This window comes from Tannerella forsythia 92A2, assembly GCF_000238215.1.
Taxonomy (GTDB): domain Bacteria; phylum Bacteroidota; class Bacteroidia; order Bacteroidales; family Tannerellaceae; genus Tannerella; species Tannerella forsythia.
The window spans coordinates 2,815,013-2,832,511 of sequence record NC_016610.1; the positions used below are offsets into that span (position 1 = coordinate 2,815,013).

12 protein-coding genes are annotated in these 17,499 nt (G+C 46.7%); 4 read left to right on the forward strand and 8 right to left on the reverse strand.

What is annotated here, in order from left to right:
* Positions 1-798 precede the first annotated feature (798 nt).
* The 4 genes from BFO_RS11475 to BFO_RS11490 form a co-directional block, all read right to left on the reverse strand.
* Entirely contained in the window at positions 799-1,092 is a 294-nt protein-coding gene (locus tag BFO_RS11475) for a PG0541 family transporter-associated protein (RefSeq protein ID WP_014225912.1), read from the reverse strand.
* A gap of 3 nt (positions 1,093-1,095) precedes the next feature.
* Positions 1,096-4,263, reverse strand: a complete 3,168-nt coding sequence (locus BFO_RS11480; protein WP_014225913.1) for an efflux RND transporter permease subunit — start codon at positions 4,261-4,263, stop codon at positions 1,096-1,098.
* 66 nt (positions 4,264-4,329) lie between these two features.
* The gene (locus BFO_RS11485) at positions 4,330-5,346 is read right to left on the reverse strand and encodes an efflux RND transporter periplasmic adaptor subunit (RefSeq protein ID WP_041591343.1); all 1,017 of its coding nucleotides are present in this window, start codon (positions 5,344-5,346) and stop codon (positions 4,330-4,332) included.
* 40 nt (positions 5,347-5,386) lie between these two features.
* On the reverse strand, positions 5,387-6,853 hold the full coding sequence (locus BFO_RS11490; protein ID WP_157755316.1) for a TolC family protein: 1,467 nt from the start codon (positions 6,851-6,853) through the stop codon (positions 5,387-5,389).
* A 161-nt stretch (positions 6,854-7,014) separates the two neighbouring features.
* Between BFO_RS11490 and BFO_RS11495 the strand changes: the two genes are divergently transcribed.
* The gene (locus tag BFO_RS11495) at positions 7,015-8,034 is read left to right on the forward strand and encodes a helix-turn-helix domain-containing protein (RefSeq protein WP_014225916.1); all 1,020 of its coding nucleotides are present in this window, start codon (positions 7,015-7,017) and stop codon (positions 8,032-8,034) included.
* 192 nt (positions 8,035-8,226) lie between these two features.
* Here the strand turns inward: BFO_RS11495 and BFO_RS11500 are convergent, their stop codons facing one another.
* From BFO_RS11500 to BFO_RS11510, 3 genes are all read right to left on the reverse strand, one after another.
* Complete coding sequence (locus BFO_RS11500; RefSeq protein WP_041591346.1) at positions 8,227-8,649, reverse strand: 5-fold beta-flower protein; 423 nt, start codon at positions 8,647-8,649, stop codon at positions 8,227-8,229.
* Positions 8,650-8,731: 82 nt separating this feature from the next.
* On the reverse strand, positions 8,732-10,291 hold the full coding sequence (locus tag BFO_RS11505; protein ID WP_014225918.1) for a peptide MFS transporter: 1,560 nt from the start codon (positions 10,289-10,291) through the stop codon (positions 8,732-8,734).
* Positions 10,292-10,345: 54 nt separating this feature from the next.
* The gene (locus tag BFO_RS11510) at positions 10,346-11,416 is read right to left on the reverse strand and encodes a DUF4831 family protein (protein WP_041590901.1); all 1,071 of its coding nucleotides are present in this window, start codon (positions 11,414-11,416) and stop codon (positions 10,346-10,348) included.
* Positions 11,417-11,518: 102 nt separating this feature from the next.
* Between BFO_RS11510 and BFO_RS11515 the strand changes: the two genes are divergently transcribed.
* A complete protein-coding gene (locus BFO_RS11515) occupies positions 11,519-11,836 on the forward strand; it encodes a DUF3467 domain-containing protein (protein WP_014225920.1) in 318 nt (105 codons plus the stop codon).
* On the opposite strand, the gene BFO_RS11520 is transcribed toward BFO_RS11515, so the two are convergent.
* Positions 11,833-12,795: a Rossmann-fold NAD(P)-binding domain-containing protein gene (locus tag BFO_RS11520; RefSeq protein ID WP_014225921.1), complete on the reverse strand. Its 963-nt coding sequence runs from the start codon at positions 12,793-12,795 to the stop codon at positions 11,833-11,835. The genes BFO_RS11515 and BFO_RS11520 overlap by 4 nt on opposite strands.
* A gap of 224 nt (positions 12,796-13,019) precedes the next feature.
* On the opposite strand from BFO_RS11520, the gene BFO_RS11525 reads away from it, so the two are divergent.
* Together BFO_RS11525 and BFO_RS11530 are read left to right on the forward strand one after the other, a co-directional pair.
* Positions 13,020-13,967 carry a FecR family protein gene (locus tag BFO_RS11525; protein WP_014225922.1) on the forward strand — a complete coding sequence of 316 codons (948 nt, stop codon included), beginning with the start codon at positions 13,020-13,022 and terminating at the stop codon, positions 13,965-13,967.
* A 122-nt stretch (positions 13,968-14,089) separates the two neighbouring features.
* Positions 14,090-17,308 carry a SusC/RagA family TonB-linked outer membrane protein gene (locus BFO_RS11530; RefSeq protein WP_014225924.1) on the forward strand — a complete coding sequence of 1,073 codons (3,219 nt, stop codon included), beginning with the start codon at positions 14,090-14,092 and terminating at the stop codon, positions 17,306-17,308.
* Positions 17,309-17,499: the final 191 nt, after the last annotated feature.

Sequence of the window (17,499 nt, forward strand, 5' to 3'; positions counted from 1 at the left end):
GTTATACCGGGTACATAATCCATATTCATTCAGGCTTTCAGCCCTCCGCCGAGGGGGTTGCCCTGTTTCCCAACGCTTCGCTTCGCTACGCATTGGGCTGAATTATTACGCCCTTTCAGGGCTGTTTTCCAATTGTTAATTGTCAATGGTTATTTGCTGGGTACATGATTCGGCGTGTACCACGCATAACAATTAACAATTACCTTGTCATTCAGAGCGAAGCGAAGAATCTCTTTTTTTTGTCACTTTTGGCTTGACCCAAAAGTAACCAAAAGGTCAAGGCTTCGTGCGCTTCGCACGACTTCGCGAGGCTCGCAGGTCGGAAAATCAGGTAACTCGCTTCGCTCGGACAGCCTGATTTTCTTTCGCCCCGCTCGCTGCTCCGTCGGCTCACCGCCCGAGGCCCATAGACGAACGTTGAAATTAATTGTCAATTGTTAATTGTCAATGGCTATTTTCTAAATACATGATTCGGCGTGTACCACGCATAACAATTGACAATTAACCATTGACAATTAACAACTGAATTTGTCATTCAGAGCGAAGCGAAGAATCTCTTTTCCTTTACCCCGCGGGATTCCTCACGGTGTTCGGAATGACAAGAGGAGGTGTTCGGAATGACAAAGGCGGCGTTCGGACAACCCGACACCACACAAAAAAGGGCGAACACAAGGTTCGCCCCTACACGGCATACCGCACGCTGTTTGCCGATGGCTGACCGCACTGCATTCCTCTTTTTTGAAGGGATAACATCCCCCCTTCGCTTTCGCTTTTTCCCCCCTTTGAAGGGGGTGTTCGTCAGATCGTTTGCTCCACGTGCCAGACAAAGGCGCGTAAGCCTAACTGAGGCGAGCGGGCGTCGATAGCCCTCAGCGCTTCAAGCAGCGGAGCGACCCTGTCGTCGTCGACCACCGAGAGGATAGCCGAATTCATGGCCGGCCACGCGTGCGATCCCAAGTGCGGCTCGCCCTTGTCCGATCCTCGCCCCTGTACTTGTTCGATGCGTGTATACCCCCGGCAGTTGAGATGGTTGAGTACGGCCATGATCTGCTCGAAATGCGCCTGATCGAATGTTATCAATACCGATTTCATACGTTATCTTGTTTGCTTGGTTTTAATAATCCGGTCTTTTTGCTCCTGATAGTATCCGTCTAACTCACGTAATTTGCGTAATTTGCGCCGTTGGCGTTTTATTCCCACACCGGCAAACGAGCAGTAAAGCACGGGCACGAGCAACAGCGTAAGCAAGGTAGAGACCGTCAGCCCGCCGATTACGGCGACCCCCATCGGGCGCCACATCTCGGAGCCTTGTCCGGAGCCGATGGCCATCGGAAGCATCCCGAGAATCGTCGTCATGGTCGTCATCAGTACGGGGCGCAAGCGGCTTTTTCCCGAAGTGATCACCGAGGTAATGACCGAGAGCCCGCGCTCGCGGCACAGGATAATGTAATCGATGAGCACGATCCCGTTCTTCACCACGATCCCGATCAGCATAATCGCTCCCAGGAGGCTCATCACGCTCAGCGTGGTACGCGTCAGGAATAAGGCCATCAGTACGCCGCTCACCGCGAAAGGTACGGAAAACATGATGATGAACGGGTAGGTGAGTGATTCGAATTGCGCCGCCATTACGATAAACACAAGCAGAATGATTATCACAGCCAAAATTCCGAGATCGGTAAACGCTTCCGCCTGATCTTCAAACGTACCGGCCGCCTGCACTTTAATGTTGGGCGGAATCTCCATGCCTTTGATGATCTTTTTCCCTTCGGCTACCACGGTACCGAGCGCCGCTCCGGAAGGGATGGCCGAGACGGTGACGATACGCTCGCGGTCTTTGCGTTCGATGGCCGGCGGTGCAAAACGTTCAACTACCGTGCCTACATCGCGAACGCGTATGGCATGCCCTTGGTTATTATACAGAAGAATGTTCTCAATATCGTCCAGATTGGTGCGAAATTCGGGAGCATAGCGTACCACGATGTCGGATTCGTCGCCGTCTTCGCGGTAACGCGAAGCGATGGCGCCGTAGATGCGGTTACGCAGGATGGTACCGGCTGTGGAGAGGTTGAGTCCGTGCATGGCCAGCTTTTCGCGGTCAAAGTCTACCTGATATTCGGGCAGGTAGTCTCCGCGGCTGATGTTAACTTCGGACACTCCGTTTACCTTGAGCAGTTTTTCTTTCAGCTCCGCGGCGATGCGGTCGGTCGTAGCCAGATCGTAGCCGTAAATCTCGAAGTCGGCCGTCGACTGTCCGCCCATACCTCCGTTTTGACCGCCGGGAACGATGCTTATTTTCGTAAATTCGGGATAGGCTTTCAGGTCTTCACGCATACCGTCGGCGATTTCAACCATCGACCGCTCACGGTCTTCAGCATTGGACAAGCTGAAACTGAACGAGAGGATATGCGATCCGTTATCTCGCATCGAAGCGAACGTATTGTCCGAGTCGGCCTGCCCTACGGAATAGCTGCATACCTGTATCTCGGGGTACTTCTTTCGCCACTCTTCCGACAGTTTCGCTCCCAGCTCTCGGGCTACCTCTTTACGCGTGCCTACGGGCAGCTCGAACGAGGTAGTGATGTAGCCGTTGTCCTGCATCGGGAAAAACTCCGAATGAATTTGCCCTGCGAAGATCATACTGAGTGCGAAGAAAGCGACGCACGAGAGAACCATCGTTTTGCGGTGGCGTACCGCCCATCCGAGCATCCGGGCATACTGCACATCGAGCTTATCGAGTACCTGCCGTATGGGGCGATAAAGCGTGCGGAACAGTTTCGACGGTTTTTTTTGCAGACGTAGTAACCGCGAGCAGAGCATCGGTGTGAGCGTTAACGCCGCTACGGTCGATACGACCATGATCGTACACATCATCCAACCCAGCTGTTTGAACAATACGCCGGTCATACCCGTGATCATCGTCAGCGGGAAGAATACGGCAATCATTGTGAGCGTAGAAGCAACGACGGAGATGGCTACCTCGTTTGTTCCGTGAACGGCCGCCTGATTGGGCGCCGAGCCTCGCTCGATATGCGTCGTAACGTTTTCGAGCACTACGATGGCGTCGTCTACCACCATTCCGATGGCGATGGAGAGCGACGAAAGCGAGATGATGTTGATCGAGTTACCGGTAATAGCGAGATAGATAAACGACGCGATCAACGAGAACGGAATGGCTACGGAGATGATCAGCGTAGCGCGCCAGCGTCCTAAGAACAGGAAGATGACGAGCACCACGAAGAGCAGCGCGAACAATACCGTTTCCGTAAGGCTTCGGATCGTCTGGAGAATGTTTTCGGACGAGTCCCAGATGATGCCTAACTTCACATCCGAAGGCAGGTTCTTTTGCAGTTCGGGCAGCTTCTTCAATATCTTACGGGCAATGTCGACGGTGTTGGCGCCGGACTGCTTTTGCACAACAATCATTCCGCCGCGTTTGTCGTTGGCGAACGATTCCTGCGCGCGCTCCTCTACCGTGTCGATAACTCGCGCCACATCGCGCAAGTAAACATTGGCGCCATTGCGCGATCCGACTACCATATTTTCCATCTGGCGGGCATCCTTGAACTCGCCCTCGACACGCAACGCATACGTTTCGTTTCCGATATCGAAGTTTCCTCCCGGTATGTTTCGGTTTTCCGCTCCGATGGCTGCGCTGATCGTCTCAATGGTCAGATGACAGGCTTCTAACTTGTTCGGATCGCAATAGACCTGTATCTCGCGCTTGGGCGCACCCGCAACGGAGACTGTCCCGACGCCCGGGATACGCGCCAGCGGATTGGAAACGCCGTCGTCGAGAATTTTATGAAGCGCCGGCTGACTTTCCTCGGCTTGTACCGACAGGATAAGAATCGGGATCATGTCTGAACTGAACTTGAAGATCACGGGCGTTTCCGCGTTGTCGGGCAGGCGCGCACTGATCAGATCGAGCTTGTCGCGCACGTCGTTCGTCAGTTCGTTAATATCGTGACCGTATTCGAACTGCATCTGGATAAGCGACATATTCTCCGACGAACGGGAGGTGATGTGCTTCAGGTTGCCGATCGTATTCAGCACGCTTTCCAGCGGACGCGAGACGTTATTCTCGATATCCGACGCGCTGGCGCCGGGATAAGCCGTCATCACCATGATCGTGTTCGTCTCAATGTCGGGGTACAGATCGACCGGCAATCGCGACAGGGAGAATAATCCGAAAATCACGATTGCTATAAAGCAAAGAAAAGTCATTATCGGCCTTTTGACCGCTCCTTCGTATAGACTCATAAGAATTGTTTTTGGGGTTGCCGACCGGAGGATGTCTTTCCCCGCGCCGGCGTATTAAATAATCGTTTACTGCACGACCTCTACCCGGACGCTGTCTTTGATGGACGACTGATATTGTCCGCTGATCACGACGCGGGCATCATGGCCGATACCTGATACTATTTCATATTCGTCGTTCATGCGTCGTCCGAGTTGAACGACCCGTCGGTAAACGACGCCGTCTTGACAGATATAGACGTACCTTTCGCCCGAACCGGCTTGTTTGATGATCGCCTTGTCGGGGATAATGACATGATCGGCCGTGCCGAAGTTAAGCGTTACGCGGGCAAACATCCCGGGACGCACGCGCATGTCGCGGTTGTCGAGCCGTATTTCAACGACAAACGTGCGAGTGCTCGGGTCGATGGTCGGATAGAGCAGATTTACTTTTCCTTCAAACTCTTCTTCTCCGTACACATCGAATTTCACGCTGACAGTCGAGTTCTTGGCTATTCGTGTGAAATAACTCTCCGATACGTTGATCAGAAGTTTGACGGGCATGATCTGCTCGACGGTCACCACCGGCGTTCCTCCGCCATACATGTCGCCGCTGTCATAATTGCGAGCCGTTACCACGCCGCTGATCGGACTTACGAGCGCCGTATTTTCGAGCATGTTCTTGTATGACGTTTGGCGCATCTCCAGTGTCATTTTCGAGGCTTCCCACTCCGATTTGGAGACGCCGCCGATTTTATACAATTCGTCGATGCGCGCAAATTCCGTTGCCTGATTATCTAATTGCAGTTTCAATTGCTTCAGACCGGAGGCGTCCATCCGTACCAGCTTCTGCCCTTTGCCGACGCGGTCGCCCACTTCGACGTATATTTTCTCGATGCGCACGGGCGAAGAAGGGGCGATATGGTTGGTTGCGTATGCCTGTACCGTTGCCGTATATTCCTGAACCTGATCAACCGGCCGTGTCGTAACCGAAGCGAGTTTCACTTTCGGCGTTTCGTCTTTTATCTCCTGTGTTTTGCTGCCTCCGGAGCAGGCGCTCAGCAGTCCTGTAAGGCAAAGGGCTGCTAATTGGTATCTCTTTCTTATTGATATCTTCTTTTTCATTGACATCTATCGTTTTATATTTTCACTTGATTTCTGTTTCTTTTCCCAATATCAGGTCGAGGTCTGTTTTAGCTACCAGATAGTTGTAGATCGACTGTGTATAGGTCAACTGCGATTGCATCAGCGCCACTTCCGAATCGTTCAATTCAAGGATCGTGCCTTTACCTACATCGTATCGCTTCTGAGCGATACTGCGGCCTTTCATCGCCTGATTCACATTCTCCCTGTTTGAGGCAAGCTGCTCGACCGACTGCTGCATGTTGTTCAGATAGCTTTTGGCCTGCATATTCAGGTTTCTGCGAAGATTCGTCCGGTTCCAGTTCATCTGATTCAGTTGAATCTTTGTCTGTTTCATTTTGTAGAGCCGCCGACCGCCGGTATAGAGTGGAACGGAAACAGTGATTCCGACGGAACTGTAGGGATTCCACCGGTAATTACGGAACCTGAAATTTTCGTTCATTGCCGTCCATTGATAGATGGCCGAGAGCGACACGTTCGGCAGGAAAGCCGCTTTGTCCATCTCGCAGTTTTTTTTCAGCATCTCGGTTTGCAAATCCATTTGTTTGAGCGAAGAATTGAAGGCCAACTGTGCGGTATCGATATGCATATAGTCGGCGTACAGATACGCTTCGTAATCCGAGAGTTTGCCCATTACGACGATGTTGAAACCCGCATCGACCCCCATCAATACCTTTAACTGGAGATTAGTCAATGTTACGGCATTCCGTGCTTGAATAAGGTTTGGATTGAGGTTGCGTACCTGTACCTCGGCACGTATCTTGTCGTATTCGGACACGAGTCCCTGCCTGAACTTATTTGTCACATTCTCCAGATTATCCTGTGCCTGCCTGTAGCTTTGTTTTAATACTTCATACGAATCTTGCGCCAGCAGGAGCTGGAAGTATGCTTTCGATACTTGATTCACCATGTCCAGCTTGGAGGCTCGTGCTTTTTCGGCGGCCAACTCCACATCAATGGCCGAAAGTTGAATGGATTTATACAGGGTAGGGGCGAACACGGGCAGCGAAAGGTTAAATCCACCAGACCAGTTGTTGCTCAATCCTACTTCAATACCTTCGTTCGATCTTCCACCACTGCCGCCTTTGGGAAGTTGCGGCATATCCATGCCTAATTTCTCGTAGAGAGGTTTGGTCAGCCCAATGATCGGTTCCAACAGCATGGCAGCGAATCCTCCGCCATCGTCATCGCCTCCGCCCATATACATTACCTGCTTCTTAAGAGTGCGCGTATAGCCTGCCGATCCGGACAGCTGAGGAAATAACTGCGCGATCATCTCCTTGCGAGCATATTGTTTCTTTTCGATCTCCTGTCCGGCAACCCTGACCGTCGGATTTTCGGCCAGTGCGATTTCTATCGCTTGCTCGAGTTTGATCTTCAGGGTATCGGTATGTTGCTGCGAAAGACTGTCCTGTGCGTTTGCCGGAAGTCCCGACCCTCCGAGCCACAACCACAGAAGAATATATTTCATATTTCTTATCATCATATTTCGTGTTTAATAATAATGATTGATTCTATAAATATAAAATGCAAAAGTAGTGGGTCTGTGATGGATGGAAAAGGGATAATCTGTTAGAAAATTAGTCAATATCGAATATTTGGGAAAGCGAATGACGGAAAAGCGGAAAAAATATGGGTGAAAAAAGAAAATATGAGAAAAAGATGTTATCTTCGCTTCCGTTTACTGAAAGAAAAGAGCGGATGCCTCGTATCTTTGAAGATACCGTAAGAAGGTTGGGGAACATTGTCGTTTCGTCCGATGTTTTCCAAAATGATATTCTGGTCATGCGTTATGATCAGGATTATGCCACTCGCAACGATCGGGCGGGGCGAATTTACCAGCACTATCTGAGAGCTCCTTCACGCATGAATGCGTTGCTTTTTATCGGGGTTACAAGCGGCAGCATGGAGCTACAGGTCGATTATGTGAATTACAGCGTATCGGATTACGGGCTTATGGTTATACTCCCGACACATATTACGCAAATGAAACGCATCAGCCCTGATCTGAAAGCATGGCTTCTGATGATTTCGACGTCGTATTTGGATACACTCTCACAATCGAAAGAAAAACATCCGTCGACGTTGATTTCGTATATGCAGCTAAAGAAACATCCGCTGAAACAGTTCGATTCTGAAAGATTTCAGCAGATTGGAAAGAGTCTGGACTTTCTTTGTGAGAAAATCAGACAACCTGCTCACTTTTTCTATCAAGGCTTGGTCAATATGGCATTGCATCTGTTCCTGATGGATTTGGGAGATATTTATCTGGATAAACAAAAAACGTTGCATCCCCCCACATTGAGCCGCAAAGAAGAACTGTTTGCCGATTTTTTGGATTTGCTCTCCACGCATTGCAAGGAACAACATGAGGTTTCGTTTTATGCGAATAAACTTTGTATCACTTCACAGTATCTTTCGTTAGTGCTGAAGGAGCAGAGCGGCAAGTCGGCCAGCCGGTGGATTCAAGATGCCTTGATGCTCGAGGCGAAAATTTTGCTTAAAGCACCCCGTGCAAGTGTACAGCAAGTGGCGGACGAACTGTATTTTCCTGATCAGTCTACCTTCGGAAAATTTTTCAAAAAACATGAGGGGCTTTCACCCATCGCTTTTCGCAGACAGGGAGTCCCTCTTTTTAAGGATAAAATATAAAAGGTACGTACATAACGGGAGAACTGCTTCGTTTCCTGCTGAATGTAAACTCGGTCATATACGTTTGTATACTCCCTCGCTCTCATCCTTAGCGTCTTGCATTTCACCCATGCTTACACACCTAAAGAGGGTGTGCCCAAACATTGCGTTTTGACACACCCCCCTCTTACGAAGATTTACTCTCTTTGCTTTTTAAAAATCAAAGAAAAAGAAAGCGACTGCTGCCCATTCTTTTTTTACTCCCGAAGCCCGGCCGATGCTCGAATTGTTCTTGTTGCGCACCGTACCATCAGACTCGATCTTACCGATTTTTGTGTTGTTTTCGTTACGTACTGTGCCGTCGGACTCGACCTTCCCGATCTTTGAATTGTTGGCATTACGAATCGTCCCATCCGAATCAATCTTACCGATCTGTGCATTGTTACGGTTGCGGATGGTTCCGTTCGATTCGATCTTACCCACCTGCGAATTGCTTTTGTTACGAATCACGCCGTCGGAGCTGATGCTGCCAATCTGCTGATTACTGTTTCCGCGCAACGTCTGCGCACTGGTTTGTTGCGGCATTGCAATCCATGCCATCAGGCACGCCGCAAGGATGTACATCATTTTTTTCATGTCTTTTACATTGAAGAGATTCATTTTTCTTTCCCAAAAGTTTACTGGCGTTTCTTGTTGTTTCTTGAGCGGTTGTTTTTTTTTATTTCGCCACCCGTTCAAGCCATTTGACCATACTCAACATAACAATCATTGACAGACCTGTTGCTGCCACAAAAACTAACCAGCATATCCACAAAGGAACCGAAGAATATAATATCCCCCCAATGAATAACAACGCATTACCTATTGCTGTTGCTGCAAGCCATGCTCCTTGCATTAATCCCTGCAAATGAGGCGGTGATACTTTAGATACAAAAGATAATCCGAGAGGAGAAATAAATAATTCGGCTACAGTTAAGATGAAGTACATTCCGACTAATATCCAAGGTGTTACTCGCATAGATTGAATGGCCTCCAAACTCATATTTCCTAAAGATTCTTTTGCCGGTAAAGCCAATGAAATAATCATAATAAAAATATAAGCGATTGATGCTATCCCCATACCTATGGCAATTTTCATCGGTGTGGATGGCTCTTTTCCTCTTTTTCGCAAAGCACCAAAAAGCCACATCACTAATGGAGTTAATGTTACAACAAAGAACGGATTTACAGACTGAAAAATTTCTGCACCTTTAATTCGCGTAAAGCCCAGATCAATATTAATAATGTCCAGATTTACATAGTCTCTGGCAAAATATGTCAAAGAGTACCCATTCTGATGGAAGGACAACCAGAAGAATATGACTACACCAAATACAGCAAATAAGGCATATATGCGTTGTCTGATTTCATTTGCACTCATTTTTATTTCCTCTTTGGTTATAGTTCCTTGAGTATTTTTTGCTTTTAAAGCGGGATCCGGAAATTTGGCTTTATTGAATAGGTAGATGATTATTGAAATAATCATTGCTACAATAGCAGCCATAAAAGCATATTGAAAACCTCTGTTAAACACCTCCAAATAGTTGTTTGAGAAATTTGTTAAGTCAATTAGGGTATCAGGTTTTGTAAGATAGGTTGAATTGGCATATTCTGTTAAACGACTTAATGATTCTGTTGCCATTGAGTCTCCCTTTCTTAAATATTCATGACAAAGCTCAGGCAATTCAGCATTATAGTCAAAGTTGTTAACCTTTAACCACCAGTTCCTGACCCCAATAGCTATAAAAGGAGCAAAAAAGCCTCCGATATTTATGAACATATAGAAAATTTGAAATCCAGCATCTCTTTGACTGGCATATTTCGGATCATCATACATTTGTCCGACAATCGCCTGTAAATTCCCTTTGAATAAACCATTACCAAAAGCAATAACTAACAATCCCAGGCATGTGATAATTAAATAAAGAGTGAGGTTGGGTACTGGAGTAGGAGTAGGAATTGCTATAATAAGGTAACCTATAGCCATTAAGATTAAGCCTATAAGAATAATGCCTTTATAATTTTTCGTTCTGTCTGCAATAAGTCCTCCTACCAATGCCAAAAGATAGATGGAGGCATAAAATGCAGAATAAACATAACCTGTTTGTGTTTCTGACAATCCAAATTTAGCAGAAATAAATAGTGTCAAAATGGCCATCATAATGTAGAAACCAAATCGTTCTCCCATATTTGACAGCGCAGCTCCGATAAGCCCTTTAGGGTGATCTTTGAAACTCATAATTAATTGCTTTAAATATAGTTATACATTGTATATTGTTTAATTCAGTTGACTTTATTGAATAATCTGTTTAATTGCTCCGGTTTCGGGATAGAAAAAGACTTTGACAGGGGCTTTCTTGTCATCAAACATCACCGGAGCCAGCCCTTCGCGGGTACCGAACTGTACAATTTGTACCTCTCCCCGATAGAGTTTCTTCGTACCCGTTTCAATCTCGACATGTGCCTTGCCCGGCACGTTATATACAATACCTTTCAGCATTTTTTCTTTCTTCTCGGCTTCTTTTGGGTCAAGTTCCGGAGCACGTTCTGTGGCATGCAGACTCAAATAGACGGGTTGTCCGCCCAAATCGTCGGCATCTAAGAGGCCAAGTTTTTCCGAGAAACGGAATAACACCTCTTTATTGAGGTCGTCTTGTGGGACGATGCGTACTTCATGAAAAGTCGTTTTACGCTGCCGGCGACCGATAAAGAGTGTTGTCAGTGCCTGCTCCTGATCGGTAAGTTGTTGCAGCACAAGTCTCATAGCTTCACCATCGGGGGGCATGTTATCGGCCTCTCCCGAAACAATATCCATCTTGCTTTCGCGCAGCCGGTAGATTTGTTTGGCAGCTACTTCGGCCTGTCGTGTTACGGAGCCGGCCATAAGCAGTTCCTCGGTCATTACGGCGGTTACGTCGGTCGTTTCTGCTGCTTGCGCTTCGTGCTTCGTATTTTTCAGATTCGATTCGGCTGGGGTATAGTCAGCGTTAATCGAGCACATCAGGCCGTCTTCGGTCAGATAGACGTATGGCGCAACAGTTCTCGATTTGAATTCGATCGTATAGGTATTTTCTTCGTCGGGTACGCCTTTATTCTCTAAATAGATTTTTCCCAATTCATAATATACATGGTCGTTCGTCACAACGTCTTTTACCCCCAGATATTTTTCTGCATATTTATAATAAGGTCCGGCCATACAAGTTACTTTCGTCACTTCGGCCGTCACAATAAGCGACGTTTTGGGAAGAGCGTAAGTCACTCCGTATCCGTTGCTTTTCATGGCTACCTTTTTCTCGACCCGCGTCTGCGATATTGCAACAAACGATCCGAGCAATAGGCTGACAACTAATATATTGGTTCTCATTTTTTGTTCTTTTTTTGAAAATAATCGCACAAATCTATGCAATATTTTCCGTTCCTGCAAAATTGTATGTACTTTTGTCCCGTTATCAAATGAACGTTTATAATGGAAAATTCTCCTGCACCGAATGAAATACAAGTAGAAATTACGGACGATATGGCACAGGGCACATATGCTAATCTGGCGATAGTGGCACATTCGTCATCCGAGTTTATTCTCGACTTTATCCAGATTATGCCGGGTGCTCCTAAAGCGAAGGTTAAGAGCCGTATTATTCTTACCCCCGACAATGCACAGCGTTTGCTTTATGCCTTGCAGGATAATATCCGCAAGTTTGAAGAGCAGCAGCAAAGCGGGGGAGGCACGAACACGGACGCATTCAGCAACCTCATTCCGCCAATCGGTACGCCGGGACATGCCTAAGCGGTTGATTGTAAGCCATCCAGCATCCGTTTGAGTACGGTTTGTGCCGAAATCTCGCGGTTGGCTGCTTGTGGAATAACAAGACTCTGCGGACTTTCAATCACTTCGTCGGTTACAATCAAATTACGGCGCACAGGCAGACAGTGCATGAAAAATGCCTGATTGGTCAGTGCCATTTTTTCGGTATCGACCGTCCATGAACGATCGGTACTGAGCACCTCTCCGTAATGCGGGTCTTTGTATGCCGCCCAGTTTTTAGCATAGATGAAATCGGCTCCTTCAAAAGCCTTGCGCTGGTTATGTTCTACCCGGGCAGTCCCGACAAATTGCGGGTCTAATTCGTATCCTTCGGGATGCGTAATGACGAGTTCGTATCCGGCGGCATTTATCCATTCGGCAAAGCTATTGGGCACGGCCTGCGGCAATGCGCGCGGATGCGGCGTCCAAGTCAGCACGATTTTCGGACGTTCTGTACGTTTATATTCTTCAATCGTGATCAGGTCGGCAAAACTTTGTAAAGGATGGCGCGTGGCCGCTTCCATGCTGAAGACCGGTCGGCCTGAGTAGCGAATAAACTGCTGAAGAATTTTTTCGCTGTAGTCGTCTTCCTTATTTTCAAAACGCGCAAACGAGCGTACCCCGATGATGTCGCAATAACACCCCATAACGGGAATGGCTTCCAGCAAATGCTCGCTTTTGTCACCATCCATTACTACTTCCCGTTCGGTTTCCAGCCGCCACGCTCCCTGGTTTACATCGAGCACGATAACGTTCATACCCAAATTAGTAGCAGCCTTCTGTGTACTTAGTCGGGTACGCAGGCTATTATTGAAAAAAATAAGCAATGCCGTCTTGTTTTTGCCCGCTTCGTGATATTGAAAACGGTTCTTCTTAAGCTCCAAGGCTTCTTTTACCGCTTGACGTACATCGCCGATATCTTTTACTTTCGTAAAATTCATATGATTCGTGTCTTTTGTCGTTTTATGGTTTGCTCTGCAAATTTACATAAAAATCCGCCTGCTTTCAAGCGTTATGGATAAAAAATCAAGCTTTCCATTCTGAATCAACGTTTCTTTCTTATCCGAAGCGCAGATGTATATTGTTGAGAAGAGATGAATCGACTTTTTTTGATTTTATTTAGGGTTTATGCCTAAACGTTTGCTTTATACACAAACGATAATGAATGAAACGCGAAACGTTACATAGTTTTTTCGACGGAACGGCTACATCTGAAGAGGTACGGTCAGTCAAGGAATGGCTGGCCGAATCGGAGGAACACATGAAGGAACTGATATCCGAACGTGCATTTTTCGACGCGCTGATCTTGTCAGAAAACGAAGAGGAAACATCTATCCTGCGTGTTGAAAAACAACGGAGAGTTTATCGCAGAATAGGAGTGGAGCTGTTGAAAATTGTCGCTGTGGCGGCCGTAGTTGCCGGAATAGCTTTCTCGGTTTACTCGGCGAAGATGAACGAAGTCAGATCGGAAAGGCATACGCTTACCGTTCCGGCCGGGCAACGTGCGAATCTTCGTCTGCCGGACGGTACGAATGTGTGGCTCAATGCTCGTTCGGTTATTACCTATCCTTCGTATTTTTCGGACGACGTTCGCGAGGTAGAGCTGAATGGCGAAGCTTATTTCGAGGTCGCCCACGATGCCCGTCATCCTTTTGTCGTGCATACCGAACGCTACGATATCAACGTGCTGGGTACGAAGTTTAATGTCGAATCGTATACTGACTCGAGATCATTCTCTACGGCTTTGATGGAGGGAGCTGTTGAAATTACGGTTGCGGACGATCCGCTTCATTCCATCAGGCTGGCACCGAATCAGAAAGCTGTCGAAACAAATGGGCGGCTGTCAGTGACGGCGATCGATGAGTACGAAAGTTACCGCTGGCGCGAAGGGCTGCTTTGCTTCCGGAACACTCCCTTTGAAGAACTGATGTCTCGCCTCGAAAAATGTTACGGCATTACTGTCCGGATCGAAAACGACCGGATCAGGCGGAAGGTTTTCAGCGGTAAGTTCCGCATATCGGACGGAATGGAAAATATATTGCGTCTGCTCCAACAAGAAGAGCGTTATGTGTTTGAACGTGACGAATCCGAGTCGGTCATTTACATTCGCTGAATATTCATGCTAAATATCTAATTCCATCATAAAAAACATTTAACAATATGGCAAAAAAACATTTATCGAAGAATCCGGATAAACGGAATCCTTTATTCAGAAACCTGTTCCGATGTACGAACATGTTTGTGCTATCGTTTTTACTGGCTTCCGGTAGTATACATGCCGGCATATTGTCGGAGCAGGAGAACAAAGTCTCGCTTGAGAAAAGCAACGTTTGTCTCGAACAGATTATTCATGAAATCGAATCTCAGTCCGGCTATTTGTTCATTTACTCGGGCGATGTAGACATCAAGCGCGAGTATTCCCTCAATGTACGTCAGCAGGGAATTCGGGAGACATTGCAGGAATTGTTCGGCGATTCCGGTATCAAGTATCGGATCGACGGTTCTTATATCGTCCTTTCGAAAGACAAACAAGAGGCCGCTAAACAATCGGTTACTCAGGCCTCGCGACGTATCAGCGGAAAAGTGGTTGATGCCGAAGGGCAGCCGGTGATCGGCGCCAATGTCGTGGAGAAAGGCACAAGCCACGGTGTGATCACCGACATTGACGGGCATTTTTCGCTCGAGATTCCGGAGAAGGCCGTTCTTCAGATCTCGTACATCGGCTACGTGACACAGGAGATTCCGGTCAGAAACCGGAAAGATTTTTCCATAGTGCTCGAAGACGACACCAAACTCTTGGACGAAGTGGTGGTGATAGGTTACGGTTCCGTTTCGAAGAAAGAACTGACCAGTGCCATTTCGCACGTATCGGCCAAGGATATGTTGCAGATTGGCAACAGCAATCCTGCTATGAAGATTCAGGGAAAAGTGGCAGGTGTGAATATCGATAATACGGCTTCGGCGGATCCTAACAGCAGCGCAAACGTACAAATACGCGGAGTTTCCTCGCGTAGTGCCGGTTTAGGCCCATTGATTGTCATCGACGGTGTCCCCGGTGGAAGTCTTGACAATGTGAATGAAAACGATATCGAGTCCATCGATGTACTGAAAGACGGCGCGGCTTCGGCCATCTATGGCACCCGCGGCTCCAATGGAGTAATTGTCATCACCACAAAGAAAGGCTCTATGGATGGTAATATCCATACCTTCTATTCCGGGTTTGTGAATGTTGCCACTCCGATTAGAGAATTGGAAGTACTGGGGGGAGATGAGTTTAGAAAATATAATCGCGGAAATGATTACGGGGCCAATACGGATTGGTTCGACGAAATCACAAAAGTGGGCATATCGCATAGTCATACTTTGCAAGTGACCGGAGGAAACTCAAAGAATAATTATAAAGGCACGGTGGATGTGAAAAACTCCGAGGGTATCGATTTACGTTCTTCCAAAAAAGAAATAGGCGCACGCCTCAGTTTGAATCATACCTCTAAGTCTGAATTATATAACATCGTATTAAATGTAGCTCCGCGAACAATTGATTATGAGCATTCGGACTATAACGCTTTTTGGACAGCCCTGACCGTGAATCCGACTATTCCCGTGATGGATCCCAAAGAGCCCAATAAGTATTATAAACTGACAGGGTGGGATACTTACAATCCTGTGGAAACGTTGAAGTTGGAAGAACATGGCGGTAAGGGGAAAATCTTAAACTGGGACGGGACTTTCAAATTGAATCTACTCCCTTTATTGTGTCAGAATAAAGCTCATTATCTCAGCACGCAGGTTACTTTGGCCCAACAGATTATAGATTATGATAATTTCTTTTTCCGCCCCTCGACTTCTACCCGTGCGGAGCAGAAAGGCTTCAAAGGAGAAGCCAGCAAAAGTTATGATAAACATAAACAGGAGTCTTTAGAGTGGTTGGTGAACTATATGTTCGACAAAAACAACCATCATTTGAAGTTGATGGGAGGATACTCTTATCAATACTTCGAAAACTCGGGTTTCAATGCGGAAAACAAGAACTTTGCTTCCGATCTGCTGTCGTATAACAACTTGGGGGCAGGCTCTTATAACAGCGCGGCAATCGGGCGTTTAGGCATGGGCTCGTATAAGAATGACTCAAAGTTGATAGCGTTCTTCGGGCGTATCAGTTATAACCTGTCTGACAAATATTTTGCGACTTTTTCATTGCGTCGCGAAGGATCTTCCAAATTCGGAAAAAACAATAAGTGGGGCTCTTTTCCGGCCGTATCGGCGGGATGGAGAATCAGCGAAGAGAAATTTATGAAAAATCTGACATGGATTGATGATTTGAAAATCAGGGGAGATTATGGCGTGACGGGCAATCAGGAATTTGACAGTTACCAGTCTCTGGCCACCATGGGGAGTTATGACCTGAATTTTTATAAAGGACAATACATTCGGGGATGGTCGTTCAATTCTAATCCCAATCCTGATATAAAGTGGGAGAAGGGCAAGAACTGGAACATAGGCGTCGATTTCGTCCTTTTCAATCAGCGCTTGACGGGAAGCATGAACTATTATTCGAGAAGACAATCCGACTTGTTGGGCAGTTATAATGTGTCTCTCCCTCCCAATGGCACTCCTACCACTTTTGTGAATGTGGGTACGATGAAGAATTCCGGTCTGGAGATTGATTTGACTTGGAATGCGGTCAAGACACAAAAAACGGGTTATACCATCGGATTTGTCGGCGCCACCTCCAATAATCGTTTTGTCTCCTTTTCCAATCAGATGCATAAAGGACAGTCTTTTTATTGGATGAGTTCATTCCCCACTTATCCGGGAGACCCGGGACCAGTTCAGCGCATTGAGGAAGGAGAACGTATAGGTAATTTTTACACGTTCGAATATGCAGGTGTCAATAATGAAGGCCAATGGTTGATCCGTTCCAAAAACGGTGACGTCATTCCTATCAATAAAGGTACCGATGAGGACAAGCGTGTAGTAGGTAACGGATTGCCTAAATTTACAATGTCGATGACTCATTCTTTCAGATATAAGAACTTTGATATGAGCTTGTTTTTCCGTGGTAATTTCGGTTTCCAGATTTATGATACCCATAATTTGTACTACGGGCTGCAATCGGCCGCACCTAACACGAATGTTTTAAAATCAGCATATAAAGAAAACAGTGCCGTAAGTACCGGAAAAAATGTACATAGCGATTATTTTGTGCATAATGGTGATTTCTTAAAGCTGGATGTCGCTACATTAGGATATAATTATGACGTCAATTCGAAGTGGCTGAAGAAAGTACGCGTTTATTGCACTGCACGTAATTTATTTACCATCAGTGGATATAAGGGGCTGGATATGGATACATTCGCAGTAAATGGAATGGAGCCGGGAGTGTCTGCCAACAAAATAAGTTATTATCCTTCTTCAAGACAATTTTTATTAGGTGTTCAAATTGACTTTTAATATATGGCATTATGAAAAGAATAAGTTTAAAACAAATATGGGTCGGTTTAGGCCTTTTGGCAACAACAGGTTGTACTGATTTGTCTGAAAACACATACAGCATTATTCCTCAAGATGAATTTTACCAAACGAAGGAGAACGTGCTTCAAAGCTTTGTCCGGCCTTTCGGACATGCATATTGGTTGAGCTCC